Source organism: Bradyrhizobium sp. OK095, from assembly GCF_900109945.1.
Lineage (GTDB): Bacteria > Pseudomonadota > Alphaproteobacteria > Rhizobiales > Xanthobacteraceae > Bradyrhizobium.
Genome location: NZ_FOBX01000005.1, coordinates 118,054 through 135,211, shown reverse-complemented (window position 1 = coordinate 135,211; position 17,158 = coordinate 118,054). Strand labels below are relative to the sequence as shown.

Sequence of the window (17,158 nt, the reverse complement as noted above, 5' to 3'; positions counted from 1 at the left end):
AGCTACACCGCATCCAGCGGTTTGCCGCGCACATTCGGGCCGAACAGCGTCATCGCGATCACCACGATCAGCATCGCTGCGGTGATCAGGCCGAACACGCCGGTAACGCCGGCCTCCTTCAGCATGTAGGCGACGATGAAGCCGGAGAACGTCGCGGAGAGCCGGCTCATGGAATAGACGAGGCCGGACGCCTGCGCCCGGATCTCCGTCGGGAACACCTCGGTCTGGTAGGCGTGGTAAGCGTAGGACATCGTCGTGTTGCAGGCCGTCAGCAGCACGCCGCAGACGATCAGCAGTCCAGGCTCGGTCAATTGCGCGAACGCCATGCCGAAGATGATGATGGCGATGCAGGCCCCCGTGATGATCCAGCGGCGCTCGAACTTGTCGGCGAAGCTCGCGGCGAGCAGCGGCGCGATCGGATAGGCGAACGCGACGATGAAGGAATATTGCAGGCTCTTGGTGACGGTGATGCCCTTCTCCACCAGCAGCGTCGGCACCCAATTGGCAAAGCCGTAGAAGCCGAAAGCCTGGCAAAAATTGAACACCATGAACAGCACGACCAGCGAAAGATAGGGCGGGCGGAACAGGTCGGCGAAGTTGACGTGCGCGACATGTCGGACTTGAAGGGCAGGCGAGATCGGGGGCCGTGAGCCGGCACCACCGCTGGCGGCCTCCAGCGAGCCGAGGATGCGAAGGGCCTCCTCGTTGCGGCCATGCCGCGCCAGCCAGAGCGGGCTCTCGGGCAGGAACAGCCGGAGCACCCAGATGATCATGCTGGCTGCGGCGCCGATCAGGACCACCCAGCGCCAGCCTTCGACACCGTAAGGCGCGAGCGGCACCAGCCACCACGCGAGAAAGGCGACGACGGGAACGGCGATGAACATGATCGACTGGTTCACCGCGAAGGCGCGCCCGCGCATCCGGCTCGGCACCAGCTCGGTGATGTAGGCGTCGATGGTGATGACCTCGACGCCGATGCCGATCCCGGCGAGGAAGCGCCAGAACAACAGGCCTTCCGGAGAGGTCTGGCAGGCCATGATCACGGACGCAGCCGTGTAGCTCAGCAGCGCATAGGTGAAGATCGCGCGGCGCCCGAAACGGTCGGCGAGGAAGCCGAGGAAGAAGGTGCCGACAAACAGGCCGGCAAAGGTCGCGGCGACGAAGGCGCCGATGCCGGAGAAGCCGAAGAAGGCCTGCGTCGTCGTGCTCAAGAGCCCGCTGCGGCTCAGCCCCGGGGCGATATAGCCGGTCAGGAACAGATCGTAGATCTCGAAGCAACCGCCGAGCGAGAGCAAGATGACGAGGCGCCAGACATAGGACGTCCCCGGCATCGCCTCGAGCCGCCGCGAGATCTCGTCAGGTACGGATGGCGCAGCGCCGAGCTCAAAGCCTGTGTCGATCCCGACAACGCTCATGATGTCCTCCCCGTGGCGCGCGGATAGCGCGCGGTTCCCGGCGGCTCATCTCTGTTGCTTGTCGCAAGCTCTGCCGGACCGCGCCATGTTGGCGGGTCAGGAGTGGAAATCCAGAAGAACATATCGATGGGAGCGTTCGAGATTTTCGAACTCGGGGTTCTTCTCCCTCTCCCCGTTCTTACGGGGAGAGGGCGGGGTGAGGGGCTCTATCCGCGAGTCCGGCTGTCGCCGTTTATGCGGAGGCAGCCCCTCACCCCAACCCTCTCCCCGTAAAAACGGGCGAGGGAGCGCACTACCGTTGTGGCCTCACCCGACCAGCTCGGCCTGCCAACTGCCGCCCCGCACCTGCTCGGCGATCAGCGACAGCATCAACCGCCGCATCTCCTCCATGGCGTAGGTCATCGGGCGGTTGCGCAGGCGGCAGAGATAGAGCGTCCGGGTCAGCTTCGGCTCGATCACCTTGCGCGCGACCAGGCGGCCGGCCGCGAGCTCCTCCCGCGCGAACAGTTTCGTCGCGATGGTGCAGCCGAGTCCTTCCACCAGGGCACCGGTCATGCCGGTGATCGAGTTGGCGTGCAGGATGGCGCCGCCTTCCAGCCGCTTGAGCAGGACCGGATCGTCCAGCAGCGCGCGCGAGGACAGGCCGAGGCCGTATCGCAGCAGGATCAGCGGCAGCCGGCTCAGCTCCTCGAACCGGATCGGCGTCTTGCCCTTGCCGACCAGTTTTGGAATGCCGACCAGGAACATTTCCTCTTCGAGCACGGCTTCCGTGATCAGCTCCTTCTCCGAGGGTGGATTGTAGACCAGCGCGAGATCGACGTTGGAGATCATCAAATGCATCAGCGTCGCGCCGGACAGGCTCTCTGTAAGCGACAGCTTGAGCTTGGGATATTTGGTCAGCACAATGCGCATCAGCTCGACGCCGATCGCCTTGACGCCGGAATTGGCCATGCCGATCGAGATATCACCGGCAATGACGCGGGCGCCCTCGCGCACCTCGGTTTCGGCTTCCGCCATCGCGCGCAGGATGATCCGCGCGTGCTCGTAGAGCCGCTCGCCGGCCGCCGTCGGTTCCATGCCGCGCGGCTTGCGCGCGAATAGCGGCGTTGCGAACTCGGCTTCCAGGTTCGAGATATGATGGCTCAGCGCGGACTGCGCGACGTTGACCTGGTCGGCCGCGCGCGACAGGTTGCGCTGCTCGTAGACGGCGATGAAATAGCGGAGCTGGCGCGAATCCATATCGATCTAGCGTTCTAGAACTGCGAAGGTAATCTTCGACAGATTATATTTTTCAGAAGGCTTGTGAAGGCCTAGTCTTCCGGCCGAACGAACAGGGAGTGCCGCATGACAGGGACCGGATTGCCGCTCGAAGGCGTGCGGGTCGTCGAAATGACCCACATGGTCATGGGTCCCACCTGCGGCATGATCCTGGCGCAGCTTGGCGCCGAGGTGATCAAGGTCGAGCCGCCGGCCGGCGACAAGACCCGCTCCCTCGGCGGCATGGGGACGGCGTTCTTTCCGCTGTTCAACCGCGGCAAACGAAGTGTCGTGCTGGACTTCGAGAAGCCTGAGGATCGCGACACCATGCACCGGCTGCTGGATACGGCCGATGTGTTTCTCGAAAATTTTCGCGATGGCCAGCTCGACAAGCAGGGGCTCGGGCCCGAGGAACTGCGCCGCCTGCATCCGCATCTGATCGTGGCCGGCCACAAGGGTTTTCTGTCCGGCCCCTACGAGCATCGCCCCGCGCTCGACGAGGTCGTGCAGATGATGTCGGGGCTCGCCGCCATGACCGGCACCAAGGAGAAGCCGCAGCGCGTCGGCTCCTCCGCCAACGACATCATGGGCGGCATGTTCGGCGTGATCGCGATTCTGGCCGCGCTCTATCAGAAGCGCGGCGGCAAGCACGAGGGCGCCGATATCCGCGTCGGCTTGTTCGAGAACTGCCTGTTCCTGGTCGCCCAGCACATGGTCGAATACGAGATGACCGGCAACAAGCCGCGCTCGATGCCCGAGCGCGAACACGCGTGGCCGATCTACGACATCTTTGACGCCGCCGGCGATGGACGTATTTTCATCGGTGTCGTGACCGAGGGCCACTGGCAGAGCTTCTGCCGCGAGTTTGGCCTTGCGGACCTTCTCGATGATCCCGCCTTGGGCACCACCACCGACCGTATCCTGGCGCGGCCGCGGATTCTCCCGCGCGTGGCCGAGATCATCCGGCAGTGGAACGTCGCAGAGCTGTCGCAAAAGCTCGATGCGCTCAACATCTGCTTCTCGCCGATCAACCGGCCTGAGGATCTCCTGACCGACCCGCATGTGCTGCGGCCGGGTGGCCTCGTCACCAACATCACCGCCGACGGCAAACCGTTCCATGTGCCGGCGCTGCCGCTCGAGTGGAACGGCAGCCACTTTGGCGAAGGCCTGAAGGTCGCGCCGCTGGGCGCCGACACGTCCGCTGTTCGCGCCGAGATCGACAATAACGACATCACGTCAAAAGCCGCTGGGAGGCGCGCATGAGCCGGATCGAGACGATTTACCCAACCGATCGCGTCAGCCTGCGCGAGGTCGGCTTGCGCGATGGACTCCAGCTCGTGAAGAAAATCCCGTCGACCGGGGCCAAGCAGCGCTGGGTGCGTGAGGAATACGCCGCCGGCGTCAGACATTTCGAGGTCGGCTCGTTTCTGCCGGCCAAGACGTTTCCGCAATTCGTCGACGTTCGCGATGTCGTTGCGACGGTCGCATCATTGTCCGGCGCGCATGGCATCGCGCTCGCGCTCAACGAGCGCGGCGTCAATGAGGCCCTCGAATCCGGCGTCGGCGAGATCGCCTCGGTGGTCTCGGCCACGGAAGAGCACAGCCAGGCCAATGCGCATCGTTCGCGCGACGCCGCGATCGCCAATGTGAAGCGGCTCTGCGAGATGCGCGACGCCAGCGCCCACCAGCCGCTGGTGAATGCCGCGATCTCGATGGCGCTGGGCTGCTCGATCACCGGCGCGGTCGATCCCGCGGAGGTGCTGCGTCTGGTCGACAAATGCCTCGAGGCCGGCGTCGATTTCGTCGCGATCGCCGATACCGTCGGCTATGCCGGGCCGAAGCAAGTCGCCGAGCTGACCCGTGCTGCGGTCAAGCTTTCAGGATCGAAGCCGATTTGTATCCATCTCCACGACACCCGCGGCATGGGCATCGCCAACGCGTCCGCGGCGCTGGATGAAGGCGCGCGCATCCTCGACGGCTCACTCGGCGGTCTCGGCGGCTGCCCTTTCGCCCCCGGCGCGACGGGTAACGTCGTGTTCGAGGATCTCGTGTTCCTCTGTGAAGGCAAGGGCTTTGCGACGGGCATCGATATGGAGAAGTTGATCGCGGTGCGATCGATCCTCAAGAGCGAGATGCCGAACGAAGCGCTGTATGGCGGCATGGCGCGGGCGGGTTTGCCGAGCGGGAGTGCGGCGAAAGCGGCGTGATCTTAAAGCCTCAAATGTAGTTCTCGTGTCCCGGACGCGGCGCGGCAGGAAATGACGCGACGCAGAGCCGGGACCCAGGAGCTTGCGCTAGCGGCGAGATGGGCCCGGGCTCTGCAGCGCACCGCTGAAGAAGCGCTGCGCCGCGTCCGGGGCACGAGAAGCTGGTTGCTACTCATGCCTATGCCCATGCTTCCGCACCTTCGCCGGCTTGCCTTCCCCCGTCGGAATCATCACCACGCGCCCGTAGCGCACACCACGCTCCGCGATGATGTGATCAGCAAAGTGCTTGACCTCGTCGGCCGAGCCCTTCAGCGCCGTCATCTCCATGCAATTGTTCTCGTCGAGATGGACATGCAGTGTCGCCAGCGCGAGGTCGTGATGGCCGTGGAATTCTTGCACCAGGCGTTTTGAGAGATCGCGGGCGGCGTGGTCGTAGACATAGACGAGTCCGGCGACGCATTGACCGGTCTGCGCGGTGTCCTCGGTGGATTGCTGCAGCCCGGCGCGCGCGAGGTCGCGGATGATCTCGGAGCGGTTCTGGTAGCCACGTGCTTCGGCCGCGGCATCGATCTCCGCCAGAAGATCGTCCTCGATCGTGATCGTAATCCGCTGCATCAGGTCCTCTCCGCGTGCATCGCCGAATGGACCTGTTTTACACGGATTTCGTCATCATCACAGCCGCGTCGCGCGCAACCGTAGCGCGTTGCCGACGACGCTTACCGAGGACAGCGCCATTGCCGCCGCCGCGATGATCGGCGACAGCAGCACACCGAAGGTGGGATAGAGGATGCCGGCGGCGATCGGAATGCCGGCGGCGTTGTAGATGAAGGCGAAGAACAAATTCTGCCGAATGTTGCTCATGGTCGCCTGCGACAGTTTTCGCGCACGGACGATGCCGACAAGGTCGCCCTTGAGCAGGGTGACGCCCGCGCTCTCCATCGCAACGTCCGTGCCGGTGCCCATGGCGATGCCGACCTCGGCCGCCGCCAGCGCCGGGGCATCGTTGACGCCGTCGCCGGCCATCGCAACACTGCGGCCGGCCTTCTGCAGCTTTGTCACCACCGCGCTCTTCTGGTCCGGCAGCACCTCGGCTTCGACCTCGGCGATACCGAGCCGGCGCGCCACGGCCTCTGCCGTCGTGCGGTTGTCGCCGGTCAGCATGATCACCTTGATGCCCTCGGCCGCGAGCGCCTTCAGCGCCTCCGGCGTCGAGGCCTTGACCGGGTCGGCGATCGCGAACAGGCCGGCCAGTGCGCCATCGACAGCCATGTTGATGACGGTTGCGCCATCGCCGCGCAGGCGTTCGGCCTCCGCGTCGAGTGCCCTGGTGTCGATCCCGATCGATGCAAAGTATTTGGCATTGCCGAGCACGATGGTCTTGCCCTCGACCTTGCCCGTCGCGCCCTTGCCGGTCGGCGAATCGAACCCTTCGACCTGGCTGAGCGTGAGCTGCTTCTCCTTGGCCGCGCGCACGACGGCGTCGGCGAGCGGATGCTCGCTGGCGCGCTCGACGCTGGCCGCGAGCCGGAGGATGTCGTCTTCGGCAAAGCCGGACGCCGGCACGATCGCGACCACCTTGGGCTTGCCTTCGGTCAGCGTGCCGGTCTTGTCGACCACCAGCGTGTCGATCTTCTCCATCCGCTCCAGCGCCTCGGCGTTCTTGATCAGGACGCCTGCCTGCGCACCACGACCGACGCCGACCATGATCGACATCGGGGTCGCCAAGCCCAACGCACAGGGGCAGGCGATGATCAGCACGCTGACGGCGGCGACGAGACCGAACGCCAGCCGCGGCTCCGGCCCGAACCAGGCCCAGGCGGCAAAGGCGGCAATCGCGACGGCGATCACGGTGGGCACGAACCAGCCTGCGACCTGGTCGGCCAGCCGCTGGATCGGCGCCCGCGAGCGCTGCGCGTCCGCGACCATCTGCACGATCTGCGACAACAGCGTCTCGCGCCCGACCTTGTCGGCGCGCATGATGAAGCTGCCCGACTGGTTGAGCGTACCGGCGATGACCTTTGCGCCGCTCTCCTTGGTGACCGGCATGGATTCGCCCGTCACCAGCGACTCGTCGAGCGAGGAACGCCCCTCCAGAATGACGCCGTCGACCGGGACCTTCTCGCCGGGACGAACGCGCAAGCGGTCGCCGGCATGGAGCGTGTCGATCTCGACCTCATGCTCGCCGCCATCGGCATCGACGCGGCGCGCGGTTTTTGGCGCGAGCCGGAGCAGCGCCTTGATCGCACCCGACGTCGCATCGCGGGCGCGCAGCTCCAGCACCTGACCGAGCAGCACCAGCACGGTGATGACCGCAGCCGCCTCGAAATAGACGGCGACCGCGCCTTCATGGCCGCGGAAGTTCGCAGGAAAGATCTGCGGCGCGATGGTGCCGATCAGGCTGTAGACATAGGCAACGCCGGTGCCCATCGCGATCAGCGTGAACATGTTGAGGTTGCGCGTCAGGAGCGATTGCCAGCCGCGGGCGAAGAACGGCCAGCCGGCCCAAACCACCACGGGCGTGGCGAAGACCAGCTGAATCCAGTTCGAGAGCACAGGATCAATCCAGTTGTGCGGGCCGGCGAGATGGCCGCCCATCTCCAGCACCACCGCCGGCAGCGCCATCGCGCCGCCGATCCAGAACCGCCGCGTCATGTCGGCAAGCTCCGGATTGGGTCCGGTCTCCAGGCTCGCGACCTCCGGCTCCAGCGCCATGCCGCAGATCGGGCAGCTGCCGGGTCCGACCTGGCGGATCTCCGGATGCATCGGGCAGGTGTAGATCGTGCCGGCGGGCATCTCCGGCTCGCTCGCCTTGTCCTTGGCTAGATACTTGGCTGGGTCGGCGGCAAACTTGGTGCGGCATCCGGCCGAGCAGAAATGGAAGGTCTCGCCGTGATGGTCGAACCGATGCTTCGAGGTTGCGGGATCGACCGTCATGCCGCAGACGGGATCGCGCACCTTCGCCGTCGCGTCGCCGTGGTCATGATGATGGGTGTGACCTGCATGATCGCCGTGTCCGCCGCAGCACGAAGCGGCTGCGGGTTTCTCGCTCGGCGGCGCTGCGGCCTTGCTTGAACAGCCGCATCCGGAATGAGCATCCGAGTTGTGCTGATGCCTGTGTTCGGGGTCGTTCATTCCAATGCTCCGGCCTTGTCGTTCAGGTCTTGCAACATATACCCTAGGGGGGTATATAGACCCCATGCGCAAGGACATCAAGGCATCCGTCGGAAAACGTCTCGGCCGGATCGAGGGCCAGGTTCGCGGCCTCTCGAAAATGGTCGAGGACGACCGCTACTGCATCGACATCGTGACGCAGATCTCGGCGGTGCGCGCGGCGCTGCGCCGCGTCGAGGAAGAGGTATTGAAGGACCACGTCGCCCATTGCGTCGAGCACGCGATATCGAGCGGCGACAAAGCCGACCAGCGCGAGAAGATCGCGGAGTTGATGGCGGTGATCGGGCGGGCGGAGCGGTAGGTTCTCACCGTCGTCATTGCGAGCGAAGCGAAGCAATCCAGACTTTTTCTGCGGAGGCGGTCTGGATTGCTTCGTCGCTGCGCTCCTCGCAATGACGAGGAGAGAGGGACGAGAGCGGATTTACGCCGCCATCTCCCGCGCACGTCCTCGCGCGCGATACGTCGCGAGTTCGTTCAGCAGCACGAAATGCTCGGAGAACGTGACCGCCATCTCCGCGGCGGCCGCACCCATCATTTGCTCAGCCGAAACTTCAGCCGGCGCTTCTTCGTCAAACGCTTCAGGAACGAGCGGCGGCGCACGGAGCGTTTCTGGAAACACCCCGAAGGAGCCTGCTACCTCCTCGAGCGGCTTTTGCTTGTCGGCCCAGTGCAGGGCCGTGTAGTCGAATCCATTGACGATGGTCGGCTTGACCACCTCGAAATAGGGCGAGATGTCGAAATCGCGTGGCATGTAGAGCGAGGAATCGCGGATGTGCAGGATCTCGCGGCGGGCGGCGCGGCTGCCGGCCTTCGTGATCTTCGGCAGGATCGGATAGCGCACGGCGTCGAACGCCTGCGCGATCAGCGCCGAGCAGATGATCTTGGTCGGATCGCCCGACCCGATCGAGATCATGCGGCGCCGCCAGCGCTGCGGGATCGGCAGCGGAAACAGGAAACGCATCAAATCGAGAATGTTCTTGGTGTCGTAGCCGAAGCCGATGCGGTTGATCGCATAGCGGCACACCGTGGTGCGGTCCTCATAGGACAGCCCGACCGGGCGGCAGACCCTTGTGTGATACGGGAAATATTTCGACAGCGGCGCCGAGGTGACGCCTTCGCCGATATTGGCCTCGATCAGCACATGCGGCTCGCCGTCGGGCTCCTGCGCGCCTTCGACCGGACCGACATAGAGCGCACCATGCGACCAGGTCGACTGCGTCAGATATTTGATGATGCCCGAGATGCGGTTGTTGCCCTCGACCAGCAGCACGTCGCCGGGCTCGATGACGCCGCGCAGGTGCTCCGGGTCGCTCGGCGTGAACGGCTCGTAGCCCGGCACCTCCTTCGAGAGGTACGCGGCAATCAGCTTGCCGACTGAGTCCAGGACCGTCCCCATTTCAAAATCCCCTACGGCCTTTTCCGGCCGTCTTTTTCCTTCTCTATCATGGTCGAAACGTATTGCCATTCGGTTCATCAGTCTGTGAGATCAAGCACGATTGATTCACCATGATGGTTGCCGTGCAACATCAGATGCGGCAAGGTTCGCGGGCTGTTCCTGTTTGCCGCAAGTCTCCGGAAACCATGACATGACAATCACGCGCCGCGGTTTCCTATCGGCGTCGGCGGTTCTTGCCGCCATGCCGGTCCTGCGCGCGACCGCCGCACCCCTGCCGCGCGAGGTTGACATCGTCGTGATCGGCGCAGGGGCCGCCGGGATCGCTGCAGCGCGGCGCATCATGGCGGCCAATCGCAAGGTCGTGGTGGTCGAGGCGGCCTCGCAGATCGGGGGACGCTGCATCACGGATACGACGACCTTCGACGTGCCGTTCGACCGCGGCGCGCGCTGGATGCACAATCCCGAGACCAATCCGATGATCCGGCTGGCGCGCAATGCCGGGCTCGAATTGGTGCCGGCACCATCGGGCCAGAAGATGCGCATCGGCCGCCGCAACGCGCGCGCCGGCGAGACCGAGGAATTTTTGGCGGGGCTGGTGCGGGCCAACCGCGCCATCGACGAAGCCTCGCGCGGCAAGCTCGATACATCTTGTGCCTCCGTGCTGCCGAAGGATCTCGGCGACTGGGCCGGTGCTGCCGAGTTCATGCTGGGCGCGAGCTTTGCCGGCAAGGATTTGAAGGAGCTTTCTGCGATCGACAAGGCCCGTGCGCAGGACCGCAATGCCGCGATCGGCTGCCGCCAGGGACTGGGGACACTGATCAACAAGCTCGGCGAGCAGGCGCCGGTGGCGCTGTCGACGCCGGCGAGCCGAATCGTCTGGAGCAATCGCGACGTCAGCGTCGAGACGCCAGGCGGCAAGATCGCCGCGCGCGCCGCCATCATCACGGTGTCGACCAATGTGCTGACCTCGGGCGCGATCAAGTTCGCACCCGACATTCCCAAGCGCACGCTGGACGCGGTGTCGAAGCTCACCCTCGGTAGCTACGATCGCATCATGCTGCAATTACCGGGCAATCCGCTCGGCCTGTCGCGTGACGATGCTCTCGTCGAGCAGAGCAATTCGACCCGCACGGCGTTGATGTACGCCAATATCGGGGGATCCTCGCTGTGCTCGATCGACGTCGGCGGCTCGTTCGGACGCGACCTCTCCGAGCAGGGCGAAAAGGCGATGGTCGCCTTTGCGAAAGAGTGGATTACGAAACTGTTCGGCAGCGAGGCTGCCGCCGCAGTGCAGAAGACCAGCGTCACTCGCTGGAATGCCTCACCCTTCGTCATGGGCGCAATGTCGGCGTCCTCCCCCGGCGGTCAGCTCTCGCGGAAGGTTTTGGCGGAGCCGATCGGCAACATGTTCCTCGCCGGCGAAGCCAGCCACGAGACGCTGTGGGGCACGGTCGACGGCGCCTGGGAAAGTGGTGAGCGCGCCGCGGATGCAGCCCTGCGCAAGATCGGAGCGCTGAAGGATGAGCCGGCCGATGTGCCGACACAGTCGACGAAGCGCCGCCGCGCCCCGCGGCAGTAGAGCAACTAGCGCAAGATCCGGTCCAGCACCGGCAATCCGGCGACCACCGCGATCGCAATCAGCACGTAGCAGATGCCGCGAAACACCTTCTCGCTGGCGCGGCCGAACAGCGATGCACCGAAGGCGACGCCGATCGCATAGACCGGGCCGACGATGAGCGAGAGCACCAGCGATTCGCGGCTGATCAGGCCGGTCGTCGCATAGCTGACCATCGAGAAGAAATCCGACGCGCCGAAGAACAGCAAGATGTTGGCGCGCGCGACGATCGATGCGATCGGGCGGCCGAGCCAGTAGCCCACGATCGGCGGGCCGCCCGTCTGCGCCAGCCCGCTACAGAAGCCCGAGAGGCCACCGATGCCGACCGAGAGCCAGGCGTGGTCCTTGCCGCGATAGCGCCAGCCCGACAGCAGCAGCAGCAACAGCGCCGCGACAAAGCCGGAGATGATCCAGCGCGTGGTGACGGGCTCGAGTACGCTGAGGAAATAGGTGCCGACGGGCACGCCGACCAGCGCACCCAGCACGATCACGGCGGTGGCCTTGCGGTCGGCCTTGCGCCATGCATCGGGCAACAGCGGCGCTGCTGCGACGAAATCGATCACGAGCAGCAAGGCGGCAACCAGCCGCGGTGCGGCGACGCTGCTCGCCAGCGGCATGAAGATCAGCGCCGAGCCGAAGCCCGAGAAGCCCCGCGCGGTCCCCGAAACAAAGGCGACGGCGCAGAGCGCCATCGCAACGGTGAGGCTGACATCCTTCGGGAGAAAGTCAGTCAGCGTCATCCCCGCAAGACGCCGCCGGTCTTCTTCGTGACCTCCGCGACGATCTTCGCGGCGACGGCTTCGATCTCCTGGTCGGTCAGGGTCTTCTCGCGCGGCTGGATCGTCACGGCGATGCCGATCGACTTCTTGCCGTCGTCGATGCCCTTGCCTTCGTAGACGTCGAAGACGTTGACGCCGGTGATCAGCTTCTTGTCGACGCCCTGCGCGGCGCGCATGATGTCGCCACCCTTCACGCTACGGTCGACGATGAAGGCGAAGTCACGCGTAACAGGCTGGAATGCCGACAGCTCGATCACGGCCTTGGCGCGGGTCGGCTTCTTCTTGGCTTCGGGGACGCGTTCGAGGATCATTTCGAACACCATCAGCGGACCGTCGGCACCGAGTGCCTCGAGCGCGCGCGGATGCACCTCGCCAAAATAGCCGAGCACGTTCTGCGGGCCGATCTGGATCGTGCCGGAGCGACCGGGATGCAGCCAGGCAGGTCCACCGGCGACGATCTGAAGCGCCTGCATCGGCGCGCCGCTTGCTGCCAGCACCGCGAGCGCATCGGCCTTGGCGTCGAACACATCAGCCTGGGCCGAGCCCGTCCAGTGCCGTCCCAGACCTTCCGAGGAGGCAAAGCCGCGACGCACGCCGCTTGCCGCCGTGAACTGATCCTCCGGGCGGTCGCCCCTAAAGATCTGGCCGACCTCGAACAGCGCGACATCGCTCACGCCGCGATTGGCGTTCGCTTGTGCCGCTGCGATCAGGCCCGCCAGCAGGGTCGGGCGCATGTCGGAGAGGTCAGCCGCGATCGGATTGGCGACTTCGAGTTCGCGCTGGCCGCCGCCGAACAGTTTTGCCGCAGACTTGGTGATGAAGGACCAGGTCACCGCTTCGATGATGCCGCGGCTCGCGAGCGCGCGCCTGGCGCGGCGGGTGCGGAGCTGCAGCGTTGTCAGCACAGGTTTGCGCGCGTCCTCGCCGCGCTCGAACGGCGTCATCGGCACCTTGTCGACGCCATAGATGCGGACGACCTCCTCGACGATATCGGCCTTTCCGTGCACGTCGGAGCGCCAGGACGGCACCGCGACCTTCACGACGGGGCCGGGACCCGCCATCATGAAGCCGAGATGGGTGAGGATGAGCTTCATCTCGACCTGCGGCACCTCGATGCCGGAGAGACGCTTGACTTCCGTGAGCGGGAAATCGATCACGCGGTCGTCGCCGAAGGTCTTGCCGACCACAACGTTCTCCGACGGCGTGCCGCCGCACAGCTCCATCACCAGCTTGGTCGCGAGCTCCAGTCCCGGCACCATAAAGGCCGGATCGACGCCGCGCTCGAAACGATACCGCGCATCGGAGTTGATGCCGAGCTTGCGGCCGGTCTGGGCGATGTTGATCTCGTTCCACAGCGCTGATTCGATCAGCACGTCAGTGGTGTTCTCGTCGCAGCCCGAGGCTTCGCCGCCCATGATGCCGGCAAGCGATTCGACGCCGTCCTCGTCCGCGATCACGCAAATCGCGGGATCAAGATTGTAGGCGCGGCCGTCGAGCGCGAGCAGCGCCTCGCCGGCGCGGGCGCGGCGCACCACGAGATTGCCCTTAACCTTCTTGGCGTCGAACACGTGCAACGGGCGCGCGCGGTCGTAGGTCATGAAGTTGGTGATGTCGACCAGCGCGTTGATCGGGCGCAGCCCGATCGCGGTGAGCCGCTTCTGCAGCCATTCCGGCGACGGCCCGTTCTTGACGCCGCGCACCAGGCGCAACGCGAAGCCCGGACATAGCGCGGCGTCCTCGACCGTCACCTTCACGGGGCAGGGGAATTCGCCCTTGATCGGCTTGATGGTGGGGTCTTTGAACTTGCCCATGTCGGCCGCGGCAAGATCGCGCGCGATGCCGTGCACGCCGGTGCAGTCCTGCCGGTTCGGCGTCAGATTGATCTCGACCACGGGATCGCCGAGGCCGGCCCATGCGGCGTAGGCAGCGCCGATCGGCGCGTCCGCCGGCAATTCCATGATGCCGTCATGGTCGTTGGAGATCTGGAGTTCAGCCGCCGAGCACAGCATGCCGCGGCTCTCGACGCCGCGAATGGTGCCGACGCCGAGCGTGATGTCCTTGCCGGGAATGTAGGTGCCGGGCGGCGAGAAAACGCTGACGAGACCCGTCCGCGCATTCGGCGCGCCGCACACGACCTGCACCGGCGCGCCACCGTCACCGGTGTCGACCATGCAGACGCGCAGGCGATCCGCATTGGGATGCTGCTCGGCCGAGATCACCTTCGCGATGGTGAACGGCTTCAGCGCCTTCGCCTTGTCTTCGATGTTCTCGACTTCGAGCCCGATCATGGTGAGCTTCTCGGCGAGCTTTTCCAGCGGCTCGTCGGTGTCGAGATGATCCTTCAGCCAGGAGAGGGTGAACTTCATTTTGTTTCGCTCTCGATCGCGGCGCCGATGGCGCGCATCCCTGAGGATTTAGCTCTCTTTTCGCCTGCACCGGATCCTGCCCAAACAAGTGGGGTATCATCCGGTGCAACCAGAAAATCGATTCTGAATTCTACGGCGCCCTCGGCAAAATCATCGATGCGCTGGTAATCTCTAATTGTACCTTGCCGGTACGACGATTCGGCTTTCGAACTGTGAAGAGCGAGCTTCGCTCCATACCTCATGCTCTTTTGGAGCACCTCCTCCGCAACGACCCAGGACGTACTCCAGAAAGTGCCATCGGAGTTGAACTTCACCCCGCGATCGTTTTGGCAGATAAAATGATATTCCGTAACGAGGTCTCCGATTTCCCTATCGGTTGCCTTCCGCGACCGTGCGGAAGCAGTCGGTTTCCGGAGGTCAATTGCAGAATCGCACATTGCGACAAGGTCAGCGACTCCGTTACGTGATGCGTTCTCGCGGACCACCTTGAGTCTCGCAAGCTCGAGTGCGGACAGTTTTTCGACGGTCCAGGTATGCGCAAGCGCCTTTGCCATCACAAGCTCAGCCCTCCGGCAAGCGTGGGCACTTCCAGCGGCTTGAAGCCGTAATGGGACAGCCAGCGGACGTCGCTGTCGAATAGCTGGCGCAGGTCGGCGATGCCGTATTTCAGCATGGCGATGCGATCGATGCCCATGCCCCAGGCAAAGCCCTGATACTCGTCGGGATCGATGCCGCAGGCGCGCAGCACGTTCGGATGCACCATGCCGCAGCCGAGAATTTCGAGCCAGTCCTCGCCCTCGCCGAAGCGGATCTCGTCCTTGCCGCGGCGGCACTGGATGTCGACTTCCAGCGACGGCTCGGTGAACGGGAAAAACGACGGGCGGAAGCGCATGTTGATGTGGTCGACCTCGAAGAACGCCTTGCAGAACTCGTGCAGGATCCATTTGAGGTGGCCGAGATGCGAATGCTTGTCGATGACGAGCCCTTCGACCTGGTGGAATTGCGGCGTGTGGGTCGCATCCGAATCGATGCGGTAGGTGCGGCCCGGGCAGATCACGCGGATCGGCGGCTTCTGGCTCAGCATCGTGCGCACCTGCACCGGCGAAGTGTGGGTTCTGAGCAGCATGCGCGAGCCGTCCTCCTTCGGATGGAAGAAGAACGTGTCGTGCATCTCGCGCGCGGGATGGCCTTCCGGGAAGTTGAGCTTGGTGAAGTTGTAGTCGTCGGTCTCGATATCGGGACCTTCGGCGACCGAGAATCCCATGTCGGCGAAGATCGTGGTGACCTCGTCCCAGACCTGGCTCAGCGGATGGATGCGGCCGGCCTCAGCCGGCGCGTCGCGCAGCGGCAGGGTGACGTCAACGGTCTCGGATGCGAGCCGCGCATCGAGCGCGGCCGATCTCAACACGTCGCGCCGTGCGGCTAGCGCCTCGGTGACCTTGTCCTTGGCCTGATTGATCGCCGCACCTTGCGTCTTGCGCTCGTCGGGCGACATCTTGCCGAGCGTGGCAAGCAGTGCCGAGATCGAGCCCTTCTTGCCGAGGGCCGCGACGCGCACGGCTTCAAGGGCGGCTTCGTCGCCGGCGGCGGCGATCTGGTCGAGGATGGATGTTTCGAGCGTTGCGAGGTCGGACACTGTCAAATCCTTGGCTCTAAATTCGGCTGGGTTGTCGCCGCCGGAAGGCCGTAACGTCAAGCGAAAAGCCGGTCATTTCGAGCCTCCGACCAACTGGGTTGAACCTCACGCGGGGGCCCGGCACCAAGGGGGATACGGGGAGACTTCGCGATGCTTTCGAAATCCTGCCTTGCTGTTTTTCTTGCCGTTCCGGCCGTCGTCCTGTCGGTCGCCGGCACCCCGGCGCGCGCCATGGTCTGCATGGACAAATCCATGACGCTGGACGAAGTCGCGGGCACCATCAGCGCCCAGAAGAGCTGCGAAAGCGCGATGAAGCTGTTCAGGGATTGCGAATTGACCGCGAGCGGCGATGTCCAGCTCGGCGCCGCCGTCGAAAAGAAATGCGAGGCGGACTTCATGCCCGGCCTCAGTGCCGCGCGGAAACACGCCTACCAACGCGAGATGCGCGTGTGCGACAGCAAGTACCGGAACAAGTCCGGCACCATGTATCTCTCGTTCACGGCATTTTGCCGGGCGGAGGTCGCCCAGCGTTATTCGCAACGCGCGCTGAAGGCTGCGGGCCGGAAGGCCCGCTAGCTTAGGCTTCAGGCCGCAAGGGCGGCTTTGGCCTTCTCGGCGATCAGCTGGAACGACGCGGGCTCGTTGATCGCGAGATCCGACAGCACCTTGCGGTCCACGGTGATCCCGGACTTGGCCATGCCGTCGATAAACCGGCTGTAGGTCAGGCCGAACGGACGAACGGCAGCGTTGATGCGCTGGATCCAGAGCGCGCGGAACGTCCGCTTCTTGCGCTTGCGGTCACGGAAAGCATACACCAGAGCCTTCTCGACGGCCGGCTTGGCGGTGCGGATCGTGTTCTTGCGGCGGCCGCGGAAACCCTTGGCGGCCTTGTAGACTTTCTTGTGCTTGGCGTGTGAGGTCACACCGCGTTTGACGCGAGCCATGACAAATTTCCTTCAAGATGACTTGGTTTTCGGATCGCCGCACGAGGTGCGGCGGAGATGGCAATGATCGTGGATGCGGTCAGGCGTTCGGCAAGAAGTACTTCTTGACGTTGTCGCCGTCGGTCTTGAACAGCACCGCGGTGCCGCGAAGCTGACGGATCTGCTTCTTCGTCCGCTTGATCATGCCGTGACGCTTGCTGCGATGAGCGAACATCACTTTGCCGGTGGCAGTCACCTTGAAGCGCTTTTTAGCGCCCGATTTGGTCTTCAGCTTGGGCATTTTGCTCTCCTATGGCCATAACAGAATGCCGCCCGTGAAGGCGGCTGGCCGTCTAAAATGCTCGTTAGAGCGTTGATTGTGCTCAGGTTTTT

16 protein-coding genes are annotated in these 17,158 nt (G+C 64.5%); 5 read left to right on the top strand and 11 right to left on the bottom strand.

The genetic code is table 11. The features are described 5' to 3' along the window. Positions 1-2 precede the first annotated feature (2 nt). A complete protein-coding gene (locus BMW89_RS14940) occupies positions 3-1,415 on the bottom strand; it encodes an MFS transporter (protein WP_092027580.1) in 1,413 nt (470 codons plus the stop codon). A gap of 306 nt (positions 1,416-1,721) precedes the next feature. After that, on the bottom strand, positions 1,722-2,654 hold the full coding sequence (locus tag BMW89_RS14935; RefSeq protein WP_092027578.1) for a LysR family transcriptional regulator: 933 nt from the start codon (positions 2,652-2,654) through the stop codon (positions 1,722-1,724). Positions 2,655-2,759: 105 nt separating this feature from the next. On the opposite strand from BMW89_RS14935, the gene BMW89_RS14930 reads away from it, so the two are divergent. Together BMW89_RS14930 and BMW89_RS14925 are read left to right on the top strand one after the other, a co-directional pair. Beyond that, positions 2,760-3,935, top strand: a complete 1,176-nt coding sequence (locus BMW89_RS14930) for a CoA transferase (RefSeq protein WP_092027576.1) — start codon at positions 2,760-2,762, stop codon at positions 3,933-3,935. Continuing rightward, positions 3,932-4,879, top strand: a complete 948-nt coding sequence (locus tag BMW89_RS14925) for a hydroxymethylglutaryl-CoA lyase-like TIM-barrel protein (protein ID WP_092027574.1) — start codon at positions 3,932-3,934, stop codon at positions 4,877-4,879. Before BMW89_RS14930 ends, BMW89_RS14925 begins: the two co-directional genes overlap by 4 nt. Before the next feature lie 168 nt (positions 4,880-5,047). Here BMW89_RS14925 and nikR read toward each other — a convergent pair whose 3' ends face one another. Continuing rightward, positions 5,048-5,494, bottom strand: coding sequence for a nickel-responsive transcriptional regulator NikR (gene nikR, locus BMW89_RS14920; protein ID WP_092027572.1), 447 nt, complete (start codon positions 5,492-5,494; stop codon positions 5,048-5,050). Between the two features lie 57 nt (positions 5,495-5,551). Beyond that, a complete protein-coding gene (locus BMW89_RS14915; protein ID WP_177196060.1) occupies positions 5,552-8,011 on the bottom strand; it encodes a heavy metal translocating P-type ATPase in 2,460 nt (819 codons plus the stop codon). A gap of 64 nt (positions 8,012-8,075) precedes the next feature. Between BMW89_RS14915 and BMW89_RS14910 the strand changes: the two genes are divergently transcribed. After that, on the top strand, positions 8,076-8,351 hold the full coding sequence (locus tag BMW89_RS14910) for a metal-sensitive transcriptional regulator (protein ID WP_092027570.1): 276 nt from the start codon (positions 8,076-8,078) through the stop codon (positions 8,349-8,351). A 120-nt stretch (positions 8,352-8,471) separates the two neighbouring features. On the opposite strand, the gene BMW89_RS14905 is transcribed toward BMW89_RS14910, so the two are convergent. Beyond that, a complete protein-coding gene (locus BMW89_RS14905) occupies positions 8,472-9,446 on the bottom strand; it encodes a YiiX/YebB-like N1pC/P60 family cysteine hydrolase (RefSeq protein WP_092027568.1) in 975 nt (324 codons plus the stop codon). Positions 9,447-9,636: 190 nt separating this feature from the next. On the opposite strand from BMW89_RS14905, the gene BMW89_RS14900 reads away from it, so the two are divergent. Continuing rightward, positions 9,637-11,025, top strand: a complete 1,389-nt coding sequence (locus BMW89_RS14900; protein WP_092027566.1) for a flavin monoamine oxidase family protein — start codon at positions 9,637-9,639, stop codon at positions 11,023-11,025. A 5-nt stretch (positions 11,026-11,030) separates the two neighbouring features. Here BMW89_RS14900 and BMW89_RS14895 read toward each other — a convergent pair whose 3' ends face one another. Genes BMW89_RS14895 through pheS form a run of 4 tightly spaced genes read right to left on the bottom strand, consistent with a single transcriptional unit; the run spans position 11,031 to position 15,842 of the window. After that, positions 11,031-11,801: a sulfite exporter TauE/SafE family protein gene (locus tag BMW89_RS14895; protein WP_092027564.1), complete on the bottom strand. Its 771-nt coding sequence runs from the start codon at positions 11,799-11,801 to the stop codon at positions 11,031-11,033. Beyond that, entirely contained in the window at positions 11,798-14,206 is a 2,409-nt protein-coding gene (pheT, locus tag BMW89_RS14890; RefSeq protein WP_092027562.1) for a phenylalanine--tRNA ligase subunit beta, read from the bottom strand. The genes BMW89_RS14895 and pheT overlap by 4 nt, the downstream gene beginning before the upstream one ends. Beyond that, on the bottom strand, positions 14,203-14,760 hold the full coding sequence (locus BMW89_RS14885; protein ID WP_092027560.1) for a hypothetical protein: 558 nt from the start codon (positions 14,758-14,760) through the stop codon (positions 14,203-14,205). Before BMW89_RS14885 ends, pheT begins: the two co-directional genes overlap by 4 nt. Beyond that, the gene (gene pheS / locus BMW89_RS14880) at positions 14,760-15,842 is read right to left on the bottom strand and encodes a phenylalanine--tRNA ligase subunit alpha (protein WP_092027558.1); all 1,083 of its coding nucleotides are present in this window, start codon (positions 15,840-15,842) and stop codon (positions 14,760-14,762) included. The genes BMW89_RS14885 and pheS overlap by 1 nt, the downstream gene beginning before the upstream one ends. Before the next feature lie 150 nt (positions 15,843-15,992). Between pheS and BMW89_RS14875 the strand changes: the two genes are divergently transcribed. Further along, positions 15,993-16,418: a hypothetical protein gene (locus BMW89_RS14875; protein WP_092027556.1), complete on the top strand. Its 426-nt coding sequence runs from the start codon at positions 15,993-15,995 to the stop codon at positions 16,416-16,418. Between the two features lie 8 nt (positions 16,419-16,426). On the opposite strand, the gene rplT is transcribed toward BMW89_RS14875, so the two are convergent. Next, positions 16,427-16,786 (bottom strand): 50S ribosomal protein L20, encoded by a 360-nt coding sequence (rplT, locus tag BMW89_RS14870; RefSeq protein ID WP_092027554.1) that lies wholly within the window; start codon positions 16,784-16,786, stop codon positions 16,427-16,429. Positions 16,787-16,865: 79 nt separating this feature from the next. Then, positions 16,866-17,066, bottom strand: coding sequence for a 50S ribosomal protein L35 (gene rpmI / locus BMW89_RS14865; protein ID WP_007598540.1), 201 nt, complete (start codon positions 17,064-17,066; stop codon positions 16,866-16,868). Positions 17,067-17,158 lie beyond the last annotated feature (92 nt).

Bases quoted from the DNA above. Each gene is read 5' to 3' on its own strand.
- BMW89_RS14930 (WP_092027576.1), top strand. From the start codon at position 2,760: ATGACAGGGACCGGATTGCCGCTCGAAGGCGTGCGGGTCGTCGAAATG.
- BMW89_RS14910 (WP_092027570.1), top strand. From the start codon at position 8,076: ATGCGCAAGGACATCAAGGCATCCGTCGGAAAACGTCTCGGCCGGATC.
- pheT (WP_092027562.1), bottom strand. From the start codon at position 14,206: ATGAAGTTCACCCTCTCCTGGCTGAAGGATCATCTCGACACCGACGAG.
- BMW89_RS14900 (WP_092027566.1), top strand. From the start codon at position 9,637: ATGACAATCACGCGCCGCGGTTTCCTATCGGCGTCGGCGGTTCTTGCC.
- rplT (WP_092027554.1), bottom strand. From the start codon at position 16,786: ATGGCTCGCGTCAAACGCGGTGTGACCTCACACGCCAAGCACAAGAAA.
- BMW89_RS14895 (WP_092027564.1), bottom strand. From the start codon at position 11,801: ATGACGCTGACTGACTTTCTCCCGAAGGATGTCAGCCTCACCGTTGCG.
- BMW89_RS14905 (WP_092027568.1), bottom strand. From the start codon at position 9,446: ATGGGGACGGTCCTGGACTCAGTCGGCAAGCTGATTGCCGCGTACCTC.
- BMW89_RS14915 (WP_177196060.1), bottom strand. From the start codon at position 8,011: ATGAACGACCCCGAACACAGGCATCAGCACAACTCGGATGCTCATTCC.
- BMW89_RS14925 (WP_092027574.1), top strand. From the start codon at position 3,932: ATGAGCCGGATCGAGACGATTTACCCAACCGATCGCGTCAGCCTGCGC.
- rpmI (WP_007598540.1), bottom strand. From the start codon at position 17,066: ATGCCCAAGCTGAAGACCAAATCGGGCGCTAAAAAGCGCTTCAAGGTG.
- BMW89_RS14935 (WP_092027578.1), bottom strand. From the start codon at position 2,654: ATGGATTCGCGCCAGCTCCGCTATTTCATCGCCGTCTACGAGCAGCGC.
- nikR (WP_092027572.1), bottom strand. From the start codon at position 5,494: ATGCAGCGGATTACGATCACGATCGAGGACGATCTTCTGGCGGAGATC.
- BMW89_RS14875 (WP_092027556.1), top strand. From the start codon at position 15,993: ATGCTTTCGAAATCCTGCCTTGCTGTTTTTCTTGCCGTTCCGGCCGTC.
- BMW89_RS14940 (WP_092027580.1), bottom strand. From the start codon at position 1,415: ATGAGCGTTGTCGGGATCGACACAGGCTTTGAGCTCGGCGCTGCGCCA.
- BMW89_RS14885 (WP_092027560.1), bottom strand. From the start codon at position 14,760: ATGGCAAAGGCGCTTGCGCATACCTGGACCGTCGAAAAACTGTCCGCA.